The organism is Sphingomonas sp. FG14 (genome assembly GCF_057809675.1).
In genome coordinates this window covers 1-16,235 of record NZ_JBMDKK010000022.1, presented here as the reverse complement: position 1 = coordinate 16,235, position 16,235 = coordinate 1, and the positions used below count along the sequence as shown (strand labels likewise).

Sequence of the window (16,235 nt, the reverse complement as noted above, 5' to 3'; positions counted from 1 at the left end):
TTTCCTCTACCCTCTGAGCACCGCGCCCTGCTTGGCGGCAGCCGCGACGACACGGTCCGCGATCGCCTTCAGTTCTTCGTCGGTGAAGCTCTTCTCGCCGGGCTGGAGTACCACCTCGACCGCGAGCGACTTATAGCCGGTTTCGACGCCTTGGCCGCTGAACACGTCGAACAGCCGCGCGGCGACGATCGCCTGCTTGTCCGCGCCCTTCACCGCGCGGACCAGCGAGTCCGCCGGCATGTCGGCGGGCACCAGGAAGGCGAAGTCGCGCGTCACCGGCTGCAAGGCCGGCGGCGCGAAGGACGACCGCATATGGCCGGAGGCGCGCCTGGCCGGGATCGCGTCGAGTAAGATCTCCCCGGCGACGACGGTCCCGTTCAGGTCGAACGCCTTCGCGGTCAGCGGATGCAGCGTGCCATAGGCGGCAAGCACCGTCTTGGGGCCGAGCCTGAGCGTCGCCGACTGGCCGGGATGATAATGATCGCCGGCTTCGCCGAAGCTCTGGAGATTGTCGACCGGGGCGCCCGCCGCGGCGAGCAGCGCCAGCGCTTCGGCCTTGGCATCGAACGCGTCGAAGCCGGCGGCCTTGCCCGCCTGCCAGTTGCGTGGCGCCTTGTCGCCGGCCAGCACGAAGCCCAGGGTCAGCCGTTCGCCATCGGCGAAATAGCGCCGGCCGATCTCGAACAGCCGGATCGACTCCGCGCCGCGCGCCTGGTTGCGCGCGGCGGCGGCGAGCAGGCCGGGCAGCAGCGAGGGGCGCATCACCTTCATGTCTTCGGAGATCGGGTTGGCAAGCGTCCAGGCGCCGCCGCCGAACGCCGCCGCGTCCTTCTCCGACAGGAAGCTCCACGTCACCGCTTCGTTCAGCCCGCGCGCCGCCGCAGTGCGCCGCGCACGACGCTCGACGAGCTGTTCGGCGGTCGCCGTCGGCTTCGCCACGCCGGGCGCGCGCGGCAGCGGGGTGGAGGGCACATGATCGAGCCCGACGATGCGGACCACCTCTTCGACGAGATCGGCGGCGCCGATGACGTCACGACGCCAGGTCGGCGCCGTCACCCGCCAGGGCGTGCCTTTGACGACGGTGAAGCCCAGGCTTTCGAGGATCGTTGCCTGCCTGTCGGCATCGACCGTGACGCCGGCGAGCGTGCCCGTCATCGCCGGATCATAGTCGTGCGTCGCCATCGCGGTGGGCGCCGTGCCGGCGCGGGTGACGGTGCTTGGCCGGCCGCCGCACAGCTCGGTCACCAGCCGGGTCGCGATGGCGATGCCGTCTTCCAGGAACGCCGGATCGACGCCGCGTTCGAAACGGCTGCGCGCGTCGCTGGTCAGGCCCAGCCTTTGCCCGGTCATCGCGATCCGCTCGGGCGTGAAATAGGCGCATTCGATCAGCACGTCGGTGGTCTCGGGCTGCACGCCCGAATCCTCGCCGCCCATGATGCCGCCGATATCGTGGACATGCGCGTCGTCGGCGATCACCGTCATCGACGGATCGAGCGTATAGGTGCGGCCGTTCAGCGCCAGCACGCTCTCCCCATCCTTTGCCCGGCGCGCGACCAGCGCGCCGCTCAGCTTGGCGCGGTCGTAAACGTGCAGCGGCCGGCCGAGATCGATCATCACATAATTGGTGATGTCGACCAAAGCCGAGATCGGCTTCTGGCCGATCGCCTTCAGCCGCTTCGCCATCCAGTCCGGGCTTGCGCCGTTGGTGACGCCGGAGACCGACTGGCCGAAAAAGGCCGGGCAGCCCTCGGGATCGTCGGTGCGCACGTCGGGGCCGGCGCCTTCGCCCGAAACCGGCTCGGCGTTCAGCGGCTTCAGCGAGCCGAGGCCCGCCGCCGCCAGATCGCGCGCGATGCCGCGCACGCCCATGCAATCCTGCCGGTTGGGCGTGATCGAGACATCGATCACCGGATCGTCGAGCGCGGCCCAGGCGGCATAGTTCGCACCCACCGGCGCGTCGGCCGGCAGTTCGATGATGCCGTCATGCTCGTCGCCGAGCTGGAGCTCGCGCACCGAGCACATCATGCCGTTCGATTCGACGCCGCGGATCGCCGCCACCTTCAAGGTGATATCGCTGCCGGGCACATAGGCGCCGGGCGCCCCGAACACGCCGATCAGGCCCGCACGTGCATTGGGCGCGCCGCAGACGACCTGGAGCGGGCCGTTGCCGGCGTCGACCGAAAGCACCTGCAGCTTGTCCGCCTGCGGATGGGGTTCGGCGGTCAGCACCCGGGCGATGGTGAAGGGCGCCAGCTTCTCGGCCGGATTCTCGACGCCTTCGACTTCGATGCCGATCGCGTTGAGCGTGTCCAGGATCGCATCGAGCGACGCCTGGGTGTCGAGATGCGCCTTAAGCCAGGACAGGGTGAACTTCATGCGCCGACTCCGCCGCTGAGTGTGGGTACGTCGAGCGCGGAGAAGCCGTAATGGCGCAGCCAGCGCAGGTCGCCGTCGAAAAAGGCGCGCAGATCGTCCATGCCGTATTTGAGCATCGCCAGCCGATCGATGCCGGTGCCGAAGGCGAAGCCCTGCCATTCATCGGGATCGAGCCCGCAGGCCGCGATCACGCGCGGATGGACCATGCCGCTGCCCAGCACCTCCATCCAGCCTGCCGATCCGCCGAGCACGCGGCGGCCCTTCTCGATCGTGTAGCCGACATCGACCTCCACCGAGGGTTCGGTGAAGGGGAAATAGCTGGGGCGCAGGCGGAGCACGATGTCGTCGCGCTCGAAAAACGCCTTGAGGAAAGTCTCCAGCGTCCATTTCAGGTGACCCAGATGGATGCCGCGATCGATCACCAGCCCCTCGATCTGGTGGAACATCGGCGTGTGGGTGGCGTCGCTGTCCGAACGATAGACGCGGCCCGGCGCGATGATGCGGATCGGCGGTTCCTGCGACAGCATCGTGCGGATCTGGACCGGCGAAGTGTGGGTACGCAACAGCATGTCCCGCCCCTCCCGCTTGTCCGGGAAATAGAATGTGTCGTGCATCGCGCGCGCTGGATGCGTCTCCGGAATGTTGAGCGCGGTGAAATTGTGCCAGTCGTCCTCGATCTCCGGACCGGTCGCGACCGAGAAGCCGAGATCGGCGAAAATCTCCGCCAGCTCGTCCATTACCTGGCTGACCGGGTGGACGCTGCCCTGCGCCGCGGCGGTGGGCGGCAACGTCATGTCCAGCGTCTCGGCGGCCAGCTTCGCATCGAGCGCGGCGCGCTCGAGTCCGGCCTTGCGATCGCCCAGCGCCTGGGTGACGGTTTCGCGCAGCGCGTGGATCTTCGGCCCTTCGCTCTGGCGCTCGTCGGGGCTCATCGCGCCCAGCGACTTGAGCAGCGCGGTCACCGCGCCCTGCTTGCCGAGCGCCTTGACGCGCACGTCCTCGATCGCATCGGGCGTCGCGGCGGCCGCGATCGCGGCGAGCAGTTCGGTCTGGAGTGTGTTGAGATCGGTCACGAAGATTCCCGCTCTGAAATGTCCGCCGCGCCTTACGAAGCCCGGCCCCAAAAGCAAAGGGCGCGGATGGCATTGCCACCCGCGCCCTTGTATTCGTCTCGCGCCAGGCCGGGTCAGGCGGCCTGGGGAAGCGCCGCCTTTGCCTGAGCGATCACGACGCTAAACGCCGCGGCTTCGTTCATGGCGAGATCGGCCATCACCTTGCGATCGAGTTCGATGCCGGCCAGCTTCACGCCGTTCATGAACTGCGAATAGGTCAGGCCTTCGGCGCGGACCGCAGCGTTGATGCGCTGGATCCAGAGCGCGCGGAAGTTGCGCTTGTTAACCTTGCGGTCGCGATAGGCGTACTGGCCGGCCTTTTCGACGGCCTGGCGAGCGATGCGGATCGTGTTCTTGCGACGGCCGTAAAAGCCCTTCGCCTGATCCAGAATCCTCTTATGCTTGGCTTTGGTGGTCGTACCACGTTTGACGCGTGCCATTTATCCGTCCTCCTTATTTCAGGCCGTAGGGCGCCCAGAGCTTCACGTGACCCCAATCGGAGTCCGAAAGCACGTCGGTGCCGCGGTTCTGGCGGATATATTTGGCATTGTGGCTGGAAAGGCGGTGGCGCTTGCCGGCCACGCCGCACTTCACCTTGCCGGTGGCGGTGATCTTGAAACGCTTCTTGACCCCGCTCTTGGTCTTCAGTTTGGGCATTTTCGTCTCCTTGTACTTCGACGACTACGAACGGCCTCGGCAGCCCTATTGGCCGGACAGTTCCTCTGAATCGCGGAAAGCGGGCGCATTAGCGAAGAGTCCGCACTCTGGCAAGACCGGGCGTAATGGCATGGCGCATCCGCACCTTGGAACGCTCAAGCGCCGCGCGGGCTTGATACCGAGGCACACGTGCCTCGGCATGAATCGGAACCGCAGCGCAACGGCAGGGGTTTTATCGGGAATGGACAGTGCGGTAACCCTCGATCGCGTGACCGACACCGATATCCCCGTCAAGGCCGGCGGCCCGGCCGATTCGCCCCCGGCCCCGCCGAAACCGCCGCGCCACCCCAGCAGCGCCGCTGCGGCCGCTACGCTCTCGGTGCTTGCCACCATCATCGGCCTGATCCTGCTCGCCTGGCTGATCCTGTTCGTCACCAAGGGCCGTTTCCTAAAGGGTACGTTCGAACGCACCGTCAGCGCGGCGACGCAGCGCGAGGTGAAGATCGCCGGCGATTTCCAGCTCTATCTCAATCCCTTCAACGTCAAGTTCCTGGCCGAAGGGATGACGATCTCGAACCCGGAATGGGCGAGCCGGCCCAATTTCTTCGAAGCGAAGCTGATCGACACGCGGATCGCGACCTGGACCTTGATCTTCGGCGACAAACGCCGGATCAACTGGCTGCAGCTGCTGGATGGCAATATCGATCTTGAATGGGATGCGCGCTCGCGCCGCAACACCTGGACCTTCGGCGATCCAGACAAGCCGGCCAAGCCGCTCGACCTGCCGCTGATCCGCGCCGCGATCGTACAGGGCACGGCGGTGCGCTATCGCGATCCGCTACTCCAGCTCGGCGCCGATATCAGGATCGACACCGTCCAGGCGCGCGATACGCGCTTCGCCAATGCGATTCGTTTCTCGGGCACCGGCACGATGCGCGATCGGCCCTTCACGCTTTCGGGCAGCCTGTTGTCGCCCAACGAGACCGTGATCGGCGGGCGCAACCAGTTGCAGTTCGCGGCGGCGGCGGGCGAAACGCGGCTTGCGGTCTCGGGCACGCTGCCCGGCGCGACCGAGATCGAGGGCGCCGATCTGCGCATGGGCGTGCGCGGCCCCAATATCAGCCTGCTGTTCGATTTCCTGGGCGTGGCGGTGCCCGACACCCGCGCCTATCGGATCGATTCAGATCTGACCAAGGCGGGCGGCGAATGGCGCTTCACCCGGCTGCGCGGCATGTTCGGCGACAGCGACATCGCGGGGCGGCTGACGATTTCGATACCGCGCGACCGGCTGAAACTGGATGCGGACCTGGCGACGCGCACGCTCGACATCGTCGATATCGGCCCGTTCATTGGCTATAATCCGCAAAAGCTGGAGGCGCAGGGCCGATCGGGCGCGATCGAACAGGTCGGCGGCACGCCGCGGCTGCTGCCCGATGCGCCGCTTCGGGTGGAGGCGATCAGGCGTTTTGACGCGCATCTGAATTACAAGGTCGCGGCCGTCCGGGCGGAGAGTTTCCCGGTTTCGAACATCGAAATGACGCTCGATCTCGATCGCAGCCTGCTCAAGCTCTCGCCGCTCACCTTCGACGTGGCGCAGGGGCATCTGTCTTCGGACATTGCGATTAACGCGCGCCGCAGCCCGGTCTTCACCGAATATGATATCCGCCTGTCGCCGACGCCGATGGGCTTGCTGCTGGCGCGCTTCGGCGCCGAACAGGCGGGCACCACCGGCACGATCAAGGCGCGCGTGCAGATGAGCGGATCGGGCGATTCGATCCGCCAGTCGCTGGCGACGTCGAACGGCCGCATCGCGGTGATCCTGCCAAAGGGCAGTTTCTGGACGCGCAATATCCAGCTTTCGGAACTCGATATCGGCACCTTCATCACCAAGATGTTCGAAGGCAAGCTGAAGGAACCGGTGCAGATCAATTGCGGGCTGATCGCCTTCAGCGTGCGCGACGGCATCGCAGCGGCGGATCCGATCCTGATCGACACGCGTAAGAATGTGATGCTCGGCCGCGGCGGCTTCAGCTTCCGCAACGAATCTCTCGATCTCGCCTTCCGCGCCGATTCGAAGAAATTCAGCCTGTTCGCCGGCCAGTCGCCGGTCGGCATCCAGGGCTATTTCGCGAAGCCCGGCATCGACGCGATCAGCCCCCAACTCGTCGGCCGCGCCGGCGCGGGGCTCGGCCTGGGCATCGTAGCGAGCCCGCTGGCATCAGTGCTGGCCTTCGTCGATATCGGCGACGCCAAGGCGACGGCCTGTGGCCCGGTGCTCGCGGGCGCCACCGCGGCGGCGCAACGCACCACCAAGGGCGAACCACGCGACGATGTTGGCCGTGGCACCACGGCCAAGTCAGAAGACGGCAAGCGCAGTCCGCAGGCCGAGAAGAAGCAGCGGAAGAAGTTTCTGGGGATATTTGAGTTTTGAGACCACCGGCGTGGCCGAATGACCCCACAGGGCGCGGGTCTCGATCGCAGCGAACGGGAAATGGTGCCAGAAGAGCTTGACCTCAGTCCAGCTAAGTGATTGATCTGACAGTAAAAATCATCGACTTTTTGATCGCCGTAGCCACCTTTACTCTGCATTCGTGGAAAAGGGCTGGACCTACTTGGACGCTAAGTTCGAGTCCCGACTCCGTTACGGCGGCTTAGGCGCGATAACCTGACCCTGCCGTCGGCATGCTCCTCGTCATGGGCACCGCAGCCACCGGGCCGGTTGGCGCATTTGCCGGGTTAAAACGCCGCTCAGATTGGATTAGGCGCCGAATAGCGACGGACGACGGTCTTGAGGTCGTTCGGCGGCATTCCCGACAGTGTTCCGCAGGCGAAAGTGACAACAGAGTTACGCCGGACGGTATTCGGACAGCGCCCTTTCTGCGAGAAGATCAGCATAAGCTACAACCGGGCGACTGCCTGGTGCTGGTGGTTCGGCAGCGGCCTGCATTTCTAGCCAAGGCATGTTCATACGCCGACGAAGTGCGTTGCGGTTCCGAAAGGGCCGATCGTCCAGGGCGCTTCTCTTGCCGCACTTGTACATCGATGAGCCAGATGCGCTCTCCGATAAAGCCCTGCGATGGGACCCGGGCATCGGCTGGGCGTTTGAACCATAGTCCGAGCCGGGTCTGTATTTCGATGCTCATTCACGTCGCGCATTGCCGAGCCGCCGTGCATTGCCGGCTGCGGCGCGATGAATGGGTGCAAGGGCTGCCTTGTATAGATGGGCGGTGGCGGTGACTGCGCCCAGCGCATAGCCGGTACTCTGGCTTGCCAAGGTAGCTGCCTCGGCGATGGTTGGCGTCCTCCCTGAAAACATAATCAGACCAACCCGTTGCATTTGGGCGATCCAGGCGGTCTGCATCTCCACGGCGCTCCGCATCACTGCGCCGCCGCTCCGTCCGAACGCCTCGACCTTCTCGGGAACCATTCGCGCATATTCGGAGAGATCGATCTGCGCCGGCGTGTCCGCGCCATTGCACATCAATGCGCTTCGCGCGCTGATCACGGCGCTGGACGCCTGGAGTGTCTCGACGCCCCGCCACCAGGTCGATTGCATCTCGAAGCCGGCCGCGGCGACACGCGACCAGGCGGTGAAGGGATCAACCACTGTAATTTCCCATGGCGGCGATCATGCGAGGGTACGCAGCGAAGGCTCCCGCGCGTAGAAGCGCTGGGCGGCAGCCTTGATGAAAGCGCCGCCAAGGTCTGTCACGCCTTCGTCCGGCACGACGCCGGCCTTGTCGAGGAGCGACTTGGCGGCCGCGCTGGCGCCGATCGCCTTGAGGTGCCCGAACGCGTTCATCACGAACTCGACCGCGGCTGCTTCCTTCAGCAACGCTGCGCAGCCCGACTCGGACAGGACCACCGCAACCGCGTCGAAAATCTGGCTCGGCGATCCGGCGAGCTGACCATCAGCCACTTGCTGCGATCCATTGGACAGTTTCGCGCCGCCGACCTTGGGTGCGACAATCACGGGCTTTCCCTTGGCCTTGTCCACCGCCGCCACCAACGCAGCCAGTTCCGCAGCGTCGGTTCCATCCGCGATCAGGATGCCGACTGCGCGGCCCTGGAGCGTCGTCTTCATGTTCTTGTGGATCGACAGCGCGTCCGAAGGCGCCATGTCGACCGGTTCCCGGGCGGCCGGCGCCCTTTTAGGCAGCGCGATACCAAGGCCGTCGGCGACTCGCCTCGCCAGATCCTCGTCGACATTTCGCAGGTTCGCCACCATCCGGGGCGGCACCTGATCGAGCAGGCCGACCTTTGAGAGCTCGAACACGAACGACGAAGCGATATGCGCCTGTTCGCTCTCGGTTTGAGATTGGTAGAAGAGTCGGGCGTGGCTGTAGTGATCGGCGAACGTGTCCGCGCGAACACGGAGCTTCTCCCCCTGCTCGTCCGGGCCCGACCTCGCGTCGGTCGTGGTGAACCCGGCGATGGGGCTCTCGCGCGGGCCGCCCTCCTCGCCATGGTCGGCCAGACTGTTGGGCTCGTAGTTCGCGCGGCCCTTCGGGACCATCGTCTGCATCATCCCGTCGCGCTGGAAATTGCCGAATGGGCAACGCGGCGTGTTGATCGGGATCTGGTGGAAATTGGTTGTGCCGAGGCGCGACTTCTGCGTGTCGAGATAGCTGAACAGCCGTCCTTGGAGCAGCGGATCGTTCGAGAAATCGATGCCGGGCACGATGTTGCTGGGGAGGAAGGCGACCTGTTCTGTCTCCGCGAAGAAATTGTCGACGTTACGGTTGAGAGTCAGCGTGCCGATCAAGCGGACGGGAACATCGTCTTCGGGGATGAGCTTGGTGGCGTCGAGCACGTCATAGGGCTGCGCGTCGGCGAAGGCCTGGTCGAACACCTGAATGCCGAGATCCCATTGCGGAAAGGCGCCGGTGTCGATCGCCTCGAACAGGTCGCGCCGATGATAGTCATTGTCGGCGGCCTGAAGCTTCAGCGCTTCGTCCCAGATCGTTGACTGAAGCCCAAGGCGCGGCTTCCAGTGGAACTTGACGAAACTCGCCTTGCCCTTGGCATTGACCAGTTTGAAGGTGTGAACGCCGAAGCCTTCCATCATTCGCAGCGACCGCGGCAAGGTGCGATCCGACATCGCCCACATCAGCATATGGGTGGTCTCGGGCATGAGGCTCGCCCAATCCCAGAAAGTGTCGTGCGCGCTGCCAGCCTGTGGATAGCCACGATCGGCCTCCATCTTCACGGCATGGACGAGGTCAGGGAACTTGATGGCGTCCTGGATGAAGAAGACTGGGATGTTGTTGCCGACCAGGTCCCAATTGCCATCGCGCGTGTAGAATTTTACCGCGAAGCCGCGCACGTCGCGCGGCGTATCCACGGAGCCAGCACCGCCCGCGACGGTCGAGAACCGGACGAAGACCTCAGTCTTTTCGCCCTTTTTGAATACCGCCGCCATCGACAGATCGGAAATGTCGTCTGTCGCCTCGAAAACGCCATGGGCACCCGAGCCGCGCGCATGCACGATCCGCTCCGGGATGCGCTCATGGTCGAAATGGAAGATTTTCTCGCGAAGGACGAAATCCTCAAGCAGGGTCGGGCCGCGCGTGCCGGCTTTCAGGCTGTTCTGGTTGTCGCTGATCGGAACGCCGTGGTTCGTGGTCAGGACGGGCGCATCGCCTTCGGCGCGCTGATGGGTTTCGCCGCCATTGCCGGCGCTGCGCGTGTCCTTGATTGCCAATGAGAATTCCCTTGTCGCCGATGATCCGGCCAGTCGGGATAGGAACGCACTGGCGGCAAGGAAGGTCCAGCCGTCCCAGAAGATATTGCAAATTGGTGGGTGCCACGTTCGCAGCACTCGTAATATACGCGCGGCACCCCATATGATGCACATCGCTCCACTTTGCCACGAGCATGGATGCGACTGAGAGATGTTCCGTGCTCCCGCTCTGCGTGGAGCCGTGTATGCACCAGATTTCACCCCCACCTTTCATCCGTTCGCCCGAACCCGACCCGAGGGTCATCCGACCGAAGCTCACGCTCTTTTCGCGGGATGCCGGTCCGACATCCAGCTCCGGCAAATCATCGTGACGCGCGCCGTCAATGTCGACGCGGCGGTCGATCACGTCATCGCCACTTCAGCCAAGCTCAAGGCGGTAATCAGCGCGATCGAGCCGCTTGTCCCCAGCGGGACGCGGGTGGTCTTCGTAAATGCAGACGATGCGGCGGCAGTGGCCCGGGCCTATGGCTCGAAGATCCTTACCGGTGCGGTTACGCGCACTCATTGGGCCCAGCGGCGTGTCGACTGATCTTCTTCACTCGACCCCCGGCCGCAACAAGGGATTTCCCATGAATCCGACAACTGCCTGTGTCCTCGAGCAGGACCACAGCGACACCGAAGAATTGATGGCAGCCCACGGCATCGCGTGCGTGCCCGTGGCGTACTTTCACTGGAACGGCTATCGCTACACTACGCTCAAGGACGCGATCGCGGCCGCGAAGCGGGCGACGGCCGATGGACACGCCGCCGGTCCTTGACCTCCTCCATCGACTGTTCGGAACCCATCTCTCCGATCCGGCGCGCAGCCATTGGGACCGCGGTCACTTCACGAATACCTGCAAGCCGAGGGCAGGACATGGTGCGCCGGCCGCGCCGAGCAGCCGCACCGACAATCGACGACTTTCGTCGCGAAAGGATAATATCATGAAACCCACCGCTATCATGTGCCGCGCACAGCAGGCGCACCAGCTCATCCTTGCCGCAAATGCGGTCCTGCCCAATGCGCGAGATATTGCGGCGACCGCTGCCGCGGCCTGGGGCAAGGAAGCGCTGGTCGCAGACAAGCGCGACAAGCGGATGGCGCTCCGGCAGCAGGGCGCGAAGAAGGCCGCGATGGCGCTCGATCTGACCAGCAACAGGGATCGCGGCTTCAGCGAGAATCCCGATCGCGGCTTCGCCGATACGGGGAGATTTCGATCCTAGCTTGAATATTGCGCGTGGGACCCCATATTTTGGGGCGATCGTCGCCTGCGACGGAAATCGACGCTTCCGGGCCGTCCCGTTCCTTATCTCGCTTCGTGCGCAGCTGCGCACGGACAATGCCTTGTTCGCGAAAGGAACATCCCATGCCCATTGGCACCGTGAAATTCTTCAATATCGACAAGGGCTATGGTTTCATCTCGCCAGAATGCGGCGGCAATGACAGCTTCGTCCATATCAGCACCGTCGAGCGCGCCGGCATGGTGGCGCTGAATGCGAACCAGCGCCTGTCGTACGAGATCGAGAACGACCAGCGCGGCAAGTCGTCCGCCGTAAATCTCCAGACAGCCTGATCAAGTCTCCTGAATGAAAGGGACGGGGCCGGCGTGCGCTGGATCCGCCTTTCGGCATCCGCTGCAGAAAGTCCAAGATGACAGCCTATCGAGCACCCGACTTCAACGAGCGCGCCGTGCTTTCCCGCACCGCCAAGCAGAAGGCGCTGGAACAGCTCCGTGCAAAGCCCGCACACAGCGAGGCCTGGCTGGCCGAGCGCAAGGCCGCCGCGCTCAAGCGTGAGGCCGTGCAAGCCAGCCGGTGTGCGGAGCGCGCAATCGAAAGGCAGGCGTTGTCGGATGCGCGCGCGCAAGCAGCCGAGAGCACTGCTCGCTCTGCGACGAAGATCGCACCGACGAAAAGCGATGCCGAGCGAAAAGCACAGCGCGATGCGCGCTATGCTGCCCGCAAGGCGCGCAAGTAACCCGATATGTGGCGGCGATCTCGTCGGCTTCGGCACAATACGCCTCGCGAAAACGTCTTCGCTGCGGTCTGTGCGTTGAACGCGTCCTCAAACCAGCTCGGCTAAGACAAGCTGGTCGGCACGGTGACGCGGAATATGCCTTGCTGCCCCTTGGGCAGGAGATAGAAGCAATGGGCACAAATGCTTCCAAGGTTTTTTCGTGGCCGGCCGATCAGAAGCCGGCTGGTGCCATCTCCTGGGTCGCTGGTGAGCTTTCCGAGGTCCCGACAATCGCCACTTCGGTGGTGAGCAATAATCCGGCGACCGAGGCGGCGTCCTGCAATGCGGATCGGACGACAAGCGTCGGATCGATGATCCCCGCCGCCACCATATCCTCGTAGCCGCCGTTCTCGGCGTTGAAGCCGACATCGCGGTTGTTGCCGTCGGTCAGTCGACCGGCGATCACACCGCCGTCGTGACCGGCATTCTCTACGATCTGGCGGAGCGGTGCTGTCAGAGCCCTGCGGACAATGTCGATGCCACGCGTCTGGTCGTCATTTGCGCCTTTCATGCCGTCAAGGGTCAGCGACGCATATAGGAGGGCCACACCGCCGCCGGGCAATATGCCTTCCTCTACTGCCGCGCGCGTTGCGTGAAGCGCGTCGTCAAGCCGATCCTTGCGCTCGCGCATCTCGACTTCGGTCAAGGCGCCGACCCGAATGATCGCGACGCCGCCGCCCAGCTTCGCCATCCGTTCCTGGAGCTTTCCCTCGTCATATTCGCTCGTGCCGATCTCGATCTGCTGCTTGAGTGCGGCGATGCGGCCGGCGATCACCGCGGGATAGCCCGCCCCGCCGATGATCGTGGTATCGTTCCGGTCCATCGTCACCCGCCGGGCGGTGCCGAGCATCTCCAGCGCAACGCCGCTTAGCTTCATGCCGAGATCCGGTGCGATCAGCGTGCCGCCGGTCAGGATTGCGATATCCTCGAGCATCGCCTTGCGATGATCGCCGAAACCGGGTGCCTTGACCGCGGCGACTTGCAGACTACCGCGCATCTTGTTGGCCACCAACGTAGCGAGCGCCTGGCTCTCCACGTCCTCCGCGATGATGACGAGTGGACGGCCCGACTGCGCGACCGCCTCCAGCACAGGAAGCAGCGCATGCAGGTCCGACAGCTTCTGCTCATGGAGCAGGATGTACGGCTCGTGCAGATCGACAGTCATCTTGCCCGCATCGGTGATGAAATAGGGGCTGAGATAGCCGCGGTCGAACTCCATTCCTTCGACGATTTCGAGCTCGAACTCGGTGCCGCGCGCATCCTCGATCGAGATCACGCCTTCCTTGCCCACCTTGTCCATCGCCGCGGCGATCATGTTGCCAATCTCGGCATCGCCATTGGCGGAGACGGTGCCGACCTGGGCGATTTCGCCATTGTTCGAGACGGGGCGGGAACGGGCCTTCAACTCCTCGATCACGCGCGCGACGGCGATATCGATGCCGCGTTTGAGGTCGATCGAGCTGACGTTGGCCGATATCGACTTCATCCCCTCGCGCACGATCGCCTGGGCGAGCACCGTCGCGGTGGTGGTGCCATCGCCGGCATGGTCCTGCGTGCGCGTGGCGACAGCGCGAAGCATCTGCGCCCCCAGGTTCGCGAAACGGTCCTTGAGATCTATTTCCTTGGCGACGGTGACGCCGTCCTTGGTGATCCGCGGTGCGCCATAGCCCTTGTCGATCAACACGTTGCGCCCCTTCGGCCCCAGCGTGACGCGAACCGTATCGGCGATCAGGTTGACGCCGCGCGCGATGCTTTCCCGCGCATCGCGCGAAAATCGTATATCCTTGGCTGCCATGGATAGGGGCCGATCAGGTTGCTGGGCCGCGACGGCATGTCGCTCTCACAACCGGAAGCCAGCGCCGCCGCAATGCGAACAGGCTCGCTACGATCGCGCGCCCATGACTGCAGATGTGGGCCTTGCCGTGCCCTCTGGCAAGTGGCCCTCCGGAACTACCGGCCATCGGCGGCAAGCGCAGCGGCGAGATCGTCGGCGTCGACGGTGCAGACGCGCATGCCCGACGCGGTAGGGACATAGAAGAGCGTGGCGACTCGCCGGAAGACGGTGCGCGCGTTCCCCTCCACGACTTCCTCGTCGGTCTCGACCTGGTAGGTGCCGGGGGGAAGGGTTTCGTTGACGCCTTTCAGCCGGAAAGGGGCCGCGAAGGTGGCTGTGCCGGATGTGGTGCGGATCGACACGAGGTTGCTCCTTGCGAGCCCCGGCTCGACAGCTTTGTAGCATGGTCAGACACCCCGCGCTCTGCTATATGTGCAACATCGTCGCAGATTCTTTCACAAGCACGCGACGCCAGAGAGAAACGGATTGCTCCCGCTTGTTCGATGGGAGAAATCACGTGCCTGACAGCATGGCATTTAGCGAATTCGAACCGCCGCGCCGCGGTGCCGAGAAACTGCCCCTGGATATCACCCCGGCCTTGTTCCGCATCGGCCATTCGCAGGGCGCCGCACACGCTGGCGAAGGACGGCTTCGCCCTCAGCCTGTCAGCGAGCCCTATTTCGAGATTTACCGTGCCGAACGCGTCAGCCTCACTTCGATCCTGTTCTCCGGGGGTGACTGGCGGTGGCGGTTCTGTTCGGCATCCGGACAGCCGATCGCCGTCAGCAGCGGCTATGCCAGTGAGCGTGCTTGCGCGTCGGCGGTCGCGGCGTTGCGCGGCGGTGCCGGCGCGGCAACGGTGCGTGGGTGTACTGACTGACCGAGCGATTATGGTGGCGCCTGCGCTCGCCACCGCCTAGGACGAGACCGCTGCTCCAATCCGGGTCAGAGCGTTGGCCGCCAGGCTCGAACGCCAAGAAGGAGCGAGCCGATGGCCAAGGGACAGCGCAAGAGCAATCGGGAAATCCGTAAGCCCAAGAAAGCGGGAGCGCCCAAGTCGAACGCTTCCGCACCGTCGCTGAAGGGAGGCCTGGCTCCTCTGCCGACGAAGCGCGGCTGACAAGGAAAGGGCGGGCGGCCATTGCCGGTCACGTGCTTCCTCCCCATATTCGGGAGGCTATCGTCGTTTGCGACGGAGTTGAGGTCTTCAAGGACCGACATCTCCCTTTCATGCTGCTTGGCTCCGTACGCATGTCGCGCGCGGAACGGACGGGTTGCCCGGGAGGCACCGAAGGCGATGCAGCTCACTATCTGTCATGAGACGATCTACCGCTATGCGCGGGCAGTGACGCTGCTCCCGCACCGGGTGATGCTGAGCCCGAGGGGCAGCCATGATCTCAAGCCGATCAGGACGTTGCTCAGCTGCTCGCCCCCTGCCGATGTCGAATGGACACAGGATGTGTTCGGCAACCTGATCGCGACCGCCAGATTCTCCGAAATGGCCGACATGCTGACCGTCACCGGCCAGGTGGTGGTCGAGCAGGACGCGGCCGCCTGGCCGGTGTTCCCGATCGCTCCGCACGCGCACCATTATCCCTTCGCCTATTCTCATGACGAGCGCGTGGATCTGGGCGGATTGCTGGTGCCCGAGCATCCCGATCCCGAGGGACGCTTGCTGGCATGGGCGCGCGCAATCGTCGCCGCGGAGCGGACCGACACGCTCGCCCTGCTCCAGGATCTGAACAGCGCGGCTCGCGCCGGGATTGCCTATGGCGAGCGGCGGGAGGAAGGCACACAATCACCCTTGGAGACGCTCGACCGTGCATCCGGCGCTTGCCGTGACCTCGCGACGCTGTTCATCGAAGCGGCGCGCCATCTTGGCTTCGGCGCGAGAGCGGTGTCCGGCTATCTCTACGATCCCCCCGCGCCGGGCGACGGGCAAGCGCTGCAGCATGGCGCGACGCACGCCTGGGCGGAGGTTTACCTCCCTTGCGCGGGCTGGATCGCCTTCGATCCTACCAATGCCCGAATGGGCGAGGCGAACCTGGTGCCGGTCGCGGTGGCGCGGAACATTGCGCAGATTCCACCGCTTGAGGGCCGCTACACCGGAGCTCTGGAGGATCTGATCGATATGACGGTGAAGGTAACCGTAAGATCTGGCAACGGACTGATCGCCCAGCCGGGCCAGGAGGTGCACGCGCCCGCCTAAGGCGGGAATGGCGTAGTTCACACTAGCGAGCCACAAATGCGGGGCGGAGGAGATATGAAATGGAGCCGGGACTGGTGGTCGCTCACATCGTGATGCTGCTCATGGCGCCGCTCCTTGCCGCGTTCGTGGGCTATTGCATCTGCCATGGGCGCGAGCGCCAATATGCGCGCCGAATCCGCCGCGAAGCGCCTGCCTATGCGCCGGGCGCTGCCCAAACAGGCTCTGTCGCACCAATGAGCTGGTAGCGATGAAGCTAGGTGTTCAGTCCCGGCATTTGGTGGATCGGATTGACGATGAAGCGGTCTGGC

The 16,235-nt window shown here is 64.5% G+C and carries 18 protein-coding genes; 10 read left to right on the top strand and 8 right to left on the bottom strand.

What is annotated here, in order from left to right; genetic code table 11:
- Nucleotides 1–6: 6 nt before the first annotated feature.
- The 4 genes from pheT to rpmI form a co-directional block, all read right to left on the bottom strand.
- A complete protein-coding gene (gene pheT, locus ACODTA_RS27110) occupies nt 7–2,376 on the bottom strand; it encodes a phenylalanine--tRNA ligase subunit beta (RefSeq protein WP_489070370.1) in 2,370 nt (789 codons plus the stop codon).
- Nucleotides 2,373–3,449, bottom strand: a complete 1,077-nt coding sequence (pheS, locus tag ACODTA_RS27105) for a phenylalanine--tRNA ligase subunit alpha (protein ID WP_489070368.1) — start codon at nt 3,447–3,449, stop codon at nt 2,373–2,375. Before pheS ends, pheT begins: the two co-directional genes overlap by 4 nt.
- Before the next feature lie 113 nt (nt 3,450–3,562).
- A complete protein-coding gene (gene rplT, locus ACODTA_RS27100; RefSeq protein ID WP_489070366.1) occupies nt 3,563–3,928 on the bottom strand; it encodes a 50S ribosomal protein L20 in 366 nt (121 codons plus the stop codon).
- Nucleotides 3,929–3,941: 13 nt separating this feature from the next.
- Nucleotides 3,942–4,145 carry a 50S ribosomal protein L35 gene (gene rpmI, locus ACODTA_RS27095; RefSeq protein ID WP_489070364.1) on the bottom strand — a complete coding sequence of 68 codons (204 nt, stop codon included), beginning with the start codon at nt 4,143–4,145 and terminating at the stop codon, nt 3,942–3,944.
- 241 nt (nt 4,146–4,386) lie between these two features.
- Here rpmI and ACODTA_RS27090 point away from each other — a divergent pair, with 241 nt between their 5' ends.
- Nucleotides 4,387–6,576, top strand: a complete 2,190-nt coding sequence (locus tag ACODTA_RS27090) for an AsmA family protein (protein ID WP_489070362.1) — start codon at nt 4,387–4,389, stop codon at nt 6,574–6,576.
- 708 nt (nt 6,577–7,284) lie between these two features.
- Here ACODTA_RS27090 and ACODTA_RS27085 read toward each other — a convergent pair.
- Entirely contained in the window at nt 7,285–7,752 is a 468-nt protein-coding gene (locus ACODTA_RS27085) for a hypothetical protein (protein ID WP_489070360.1), read from the bottom strand.
- A 21-nt stretch (nt 7,753–7,773) separates the two neighbouring features.
- On the bottom strand, nt 7,774–9,849 hold the full coding sequence (locus ACODTA_RS27080) for a catalase (protein WP_489070358.1): 2,076 nt from the start codon (nt 9,847–9,849) through the stop codon (nt 7,774–7,776).
- Between the two features lie 346 nt (nt 9,850–10,195).
- Here ACODTA_RS27080 and ACODTA_RS27075 point away from each other — a divergent pair, with 346 nt between their 5' ends.
- From ACODTA_RS27075 to ACODTA_RS27055, 5 genes are all read left to right on the top strand, one after another.
- Nucleotides 10,196–10,417 carry a hypothetical protein gene (locus ACODTA_RS27075; protein WP_489070356.1) on the top strand — a complete coding sequence of 74 codons (222 nt, stop codon included), beginning with the start codon at nt 10,196–10,198 and terminating at the stop codon, nt 10,415–10,417.
- Between the two features lie 40 nt (nt 10,418–10,457).
- Nucleotides 10,458–10,646, top strand: a complete 189-nt coding sequence (locus tag ACODTA_RS27070; RefSeq protein WP_489070354.1) for a hypothetical protein — start codon at nt 10,458–10,460, stop codon at nt 10,644–10,646.
- 166 nt (nt 10,647–10,812) lie between these two features.
- Entirely contained in the window at nt 10,813–11,091 is a 279-nt protein-coding gene (locus tag ACODTA_RS27065) for a hypothetical protein (RefSeq protein ID WP_489070352.1), read from the top strand.
- A 143-nt stretch (nt 11,092–11,234) separates the two neighbouring features.
- Entirely contained in the window at nt 11,235–11,441 is a 207-nt protein-coding gene (locus ACODTA_RS27060; RefSeq protein ID WP_489070350.1) for a cold-shock protein, read from the top strand.
- Nucleotides 11,442–11,518: 77 nt separating this feature from the next.
- Nucleotides 11,519–11,845, top strand: coding sequence for a DUF6481 family protein (locus ACODTA_RS27055; protein WP_489070348.1), 327 nt, complete (start codon nt 11,519–11,521; stop codon nt 11,843–11,845).
- A gap of 211 nt (nt 11,846–12,056) precedes the next feature.
- On the opposite strand, the gene groL is transcribed toward ACODTA_RS27055, so the two are convergent.
- Entirely contained in the window at nt 12,057–13,679 is a 1,623-nt protein-coding gene (gene groL / locus ACODTA_RS27050; protein ID WP_489070346.1) for a chaperonin GroEL, read from the bottom strand.
- A gap of 155 nt (nt 13,680–13,834) precedes the next feature.
- Nucleotides 13,835–14,080, bottom strand: a complete 246-nt coding sequence (locus ACODTA_RS27045; protein WP_489070344.1) for a hypothetical protein — start codon at nt 14,078–14,080, stop codon at nt 13,835–13,837.
- Between the two features lie 155 nt (nt 14,081–14,235).
- Between ACODTA_RS27045 and ACODTA_RS27040 the strand changes: the two genes are divergently transcribed.
- The 4 genes from ACODTA_RS27040 (at nt 14,236) to ACODTA_RS27025 (ending at nt 16,172) form a co-directional block, all read left to right on the top strand.
- Complete coding sequence (locus tag ACODTA_RS27040) at nt 14,236–14,598, top strand: YegP family protein (RefSeq protein ID WP_489070342.1); 363 nt, start codon at nt 14,236–14,238, stop codon at nt 14,596–14,598.
- 111 nt (nt 14,599–14,709) lie between these two features.
- Nucleotides 14,710–14,838, top strand: coding sequence for a hypothetical protein (locus ACODTA_RS27035; protein ID WP_489070340.1), 129 nt, complete (start codon nt 14,710–14,712; stop codon nt 14,836–14,838).
- A 177-nt stretch (nt 14,839–15,015) separates the two neighbouring features.
- The gene (locus tag ACODTA_RS27030) at nt 15,016–15,927 is read left to right on the top strand and encodes a transglutaminase family protein (protein WP_489070338.1); all 912 of its coding nucleotides are present in this window, start codon (nt 15,016–15,018) and stop codon (nt 15,925–15,927) included.
- 59 nt (nt 15,928–15,986) lie between these two features.
- Nucleotides 15,987–16,172 carry a hypothetical protein gene (locus ACODTA_RS27025; protein WP_489070336.1) on the top strand — a complete coding sequence of 62 codons (186 nt, stop codon included), beginning with the start codon at nt 15,987–15,989 and terminating at the stop codon, nt 16,170–16,172.
- Nucleotides 16,173–16,235: the final 63 nt, after the last annotated feature.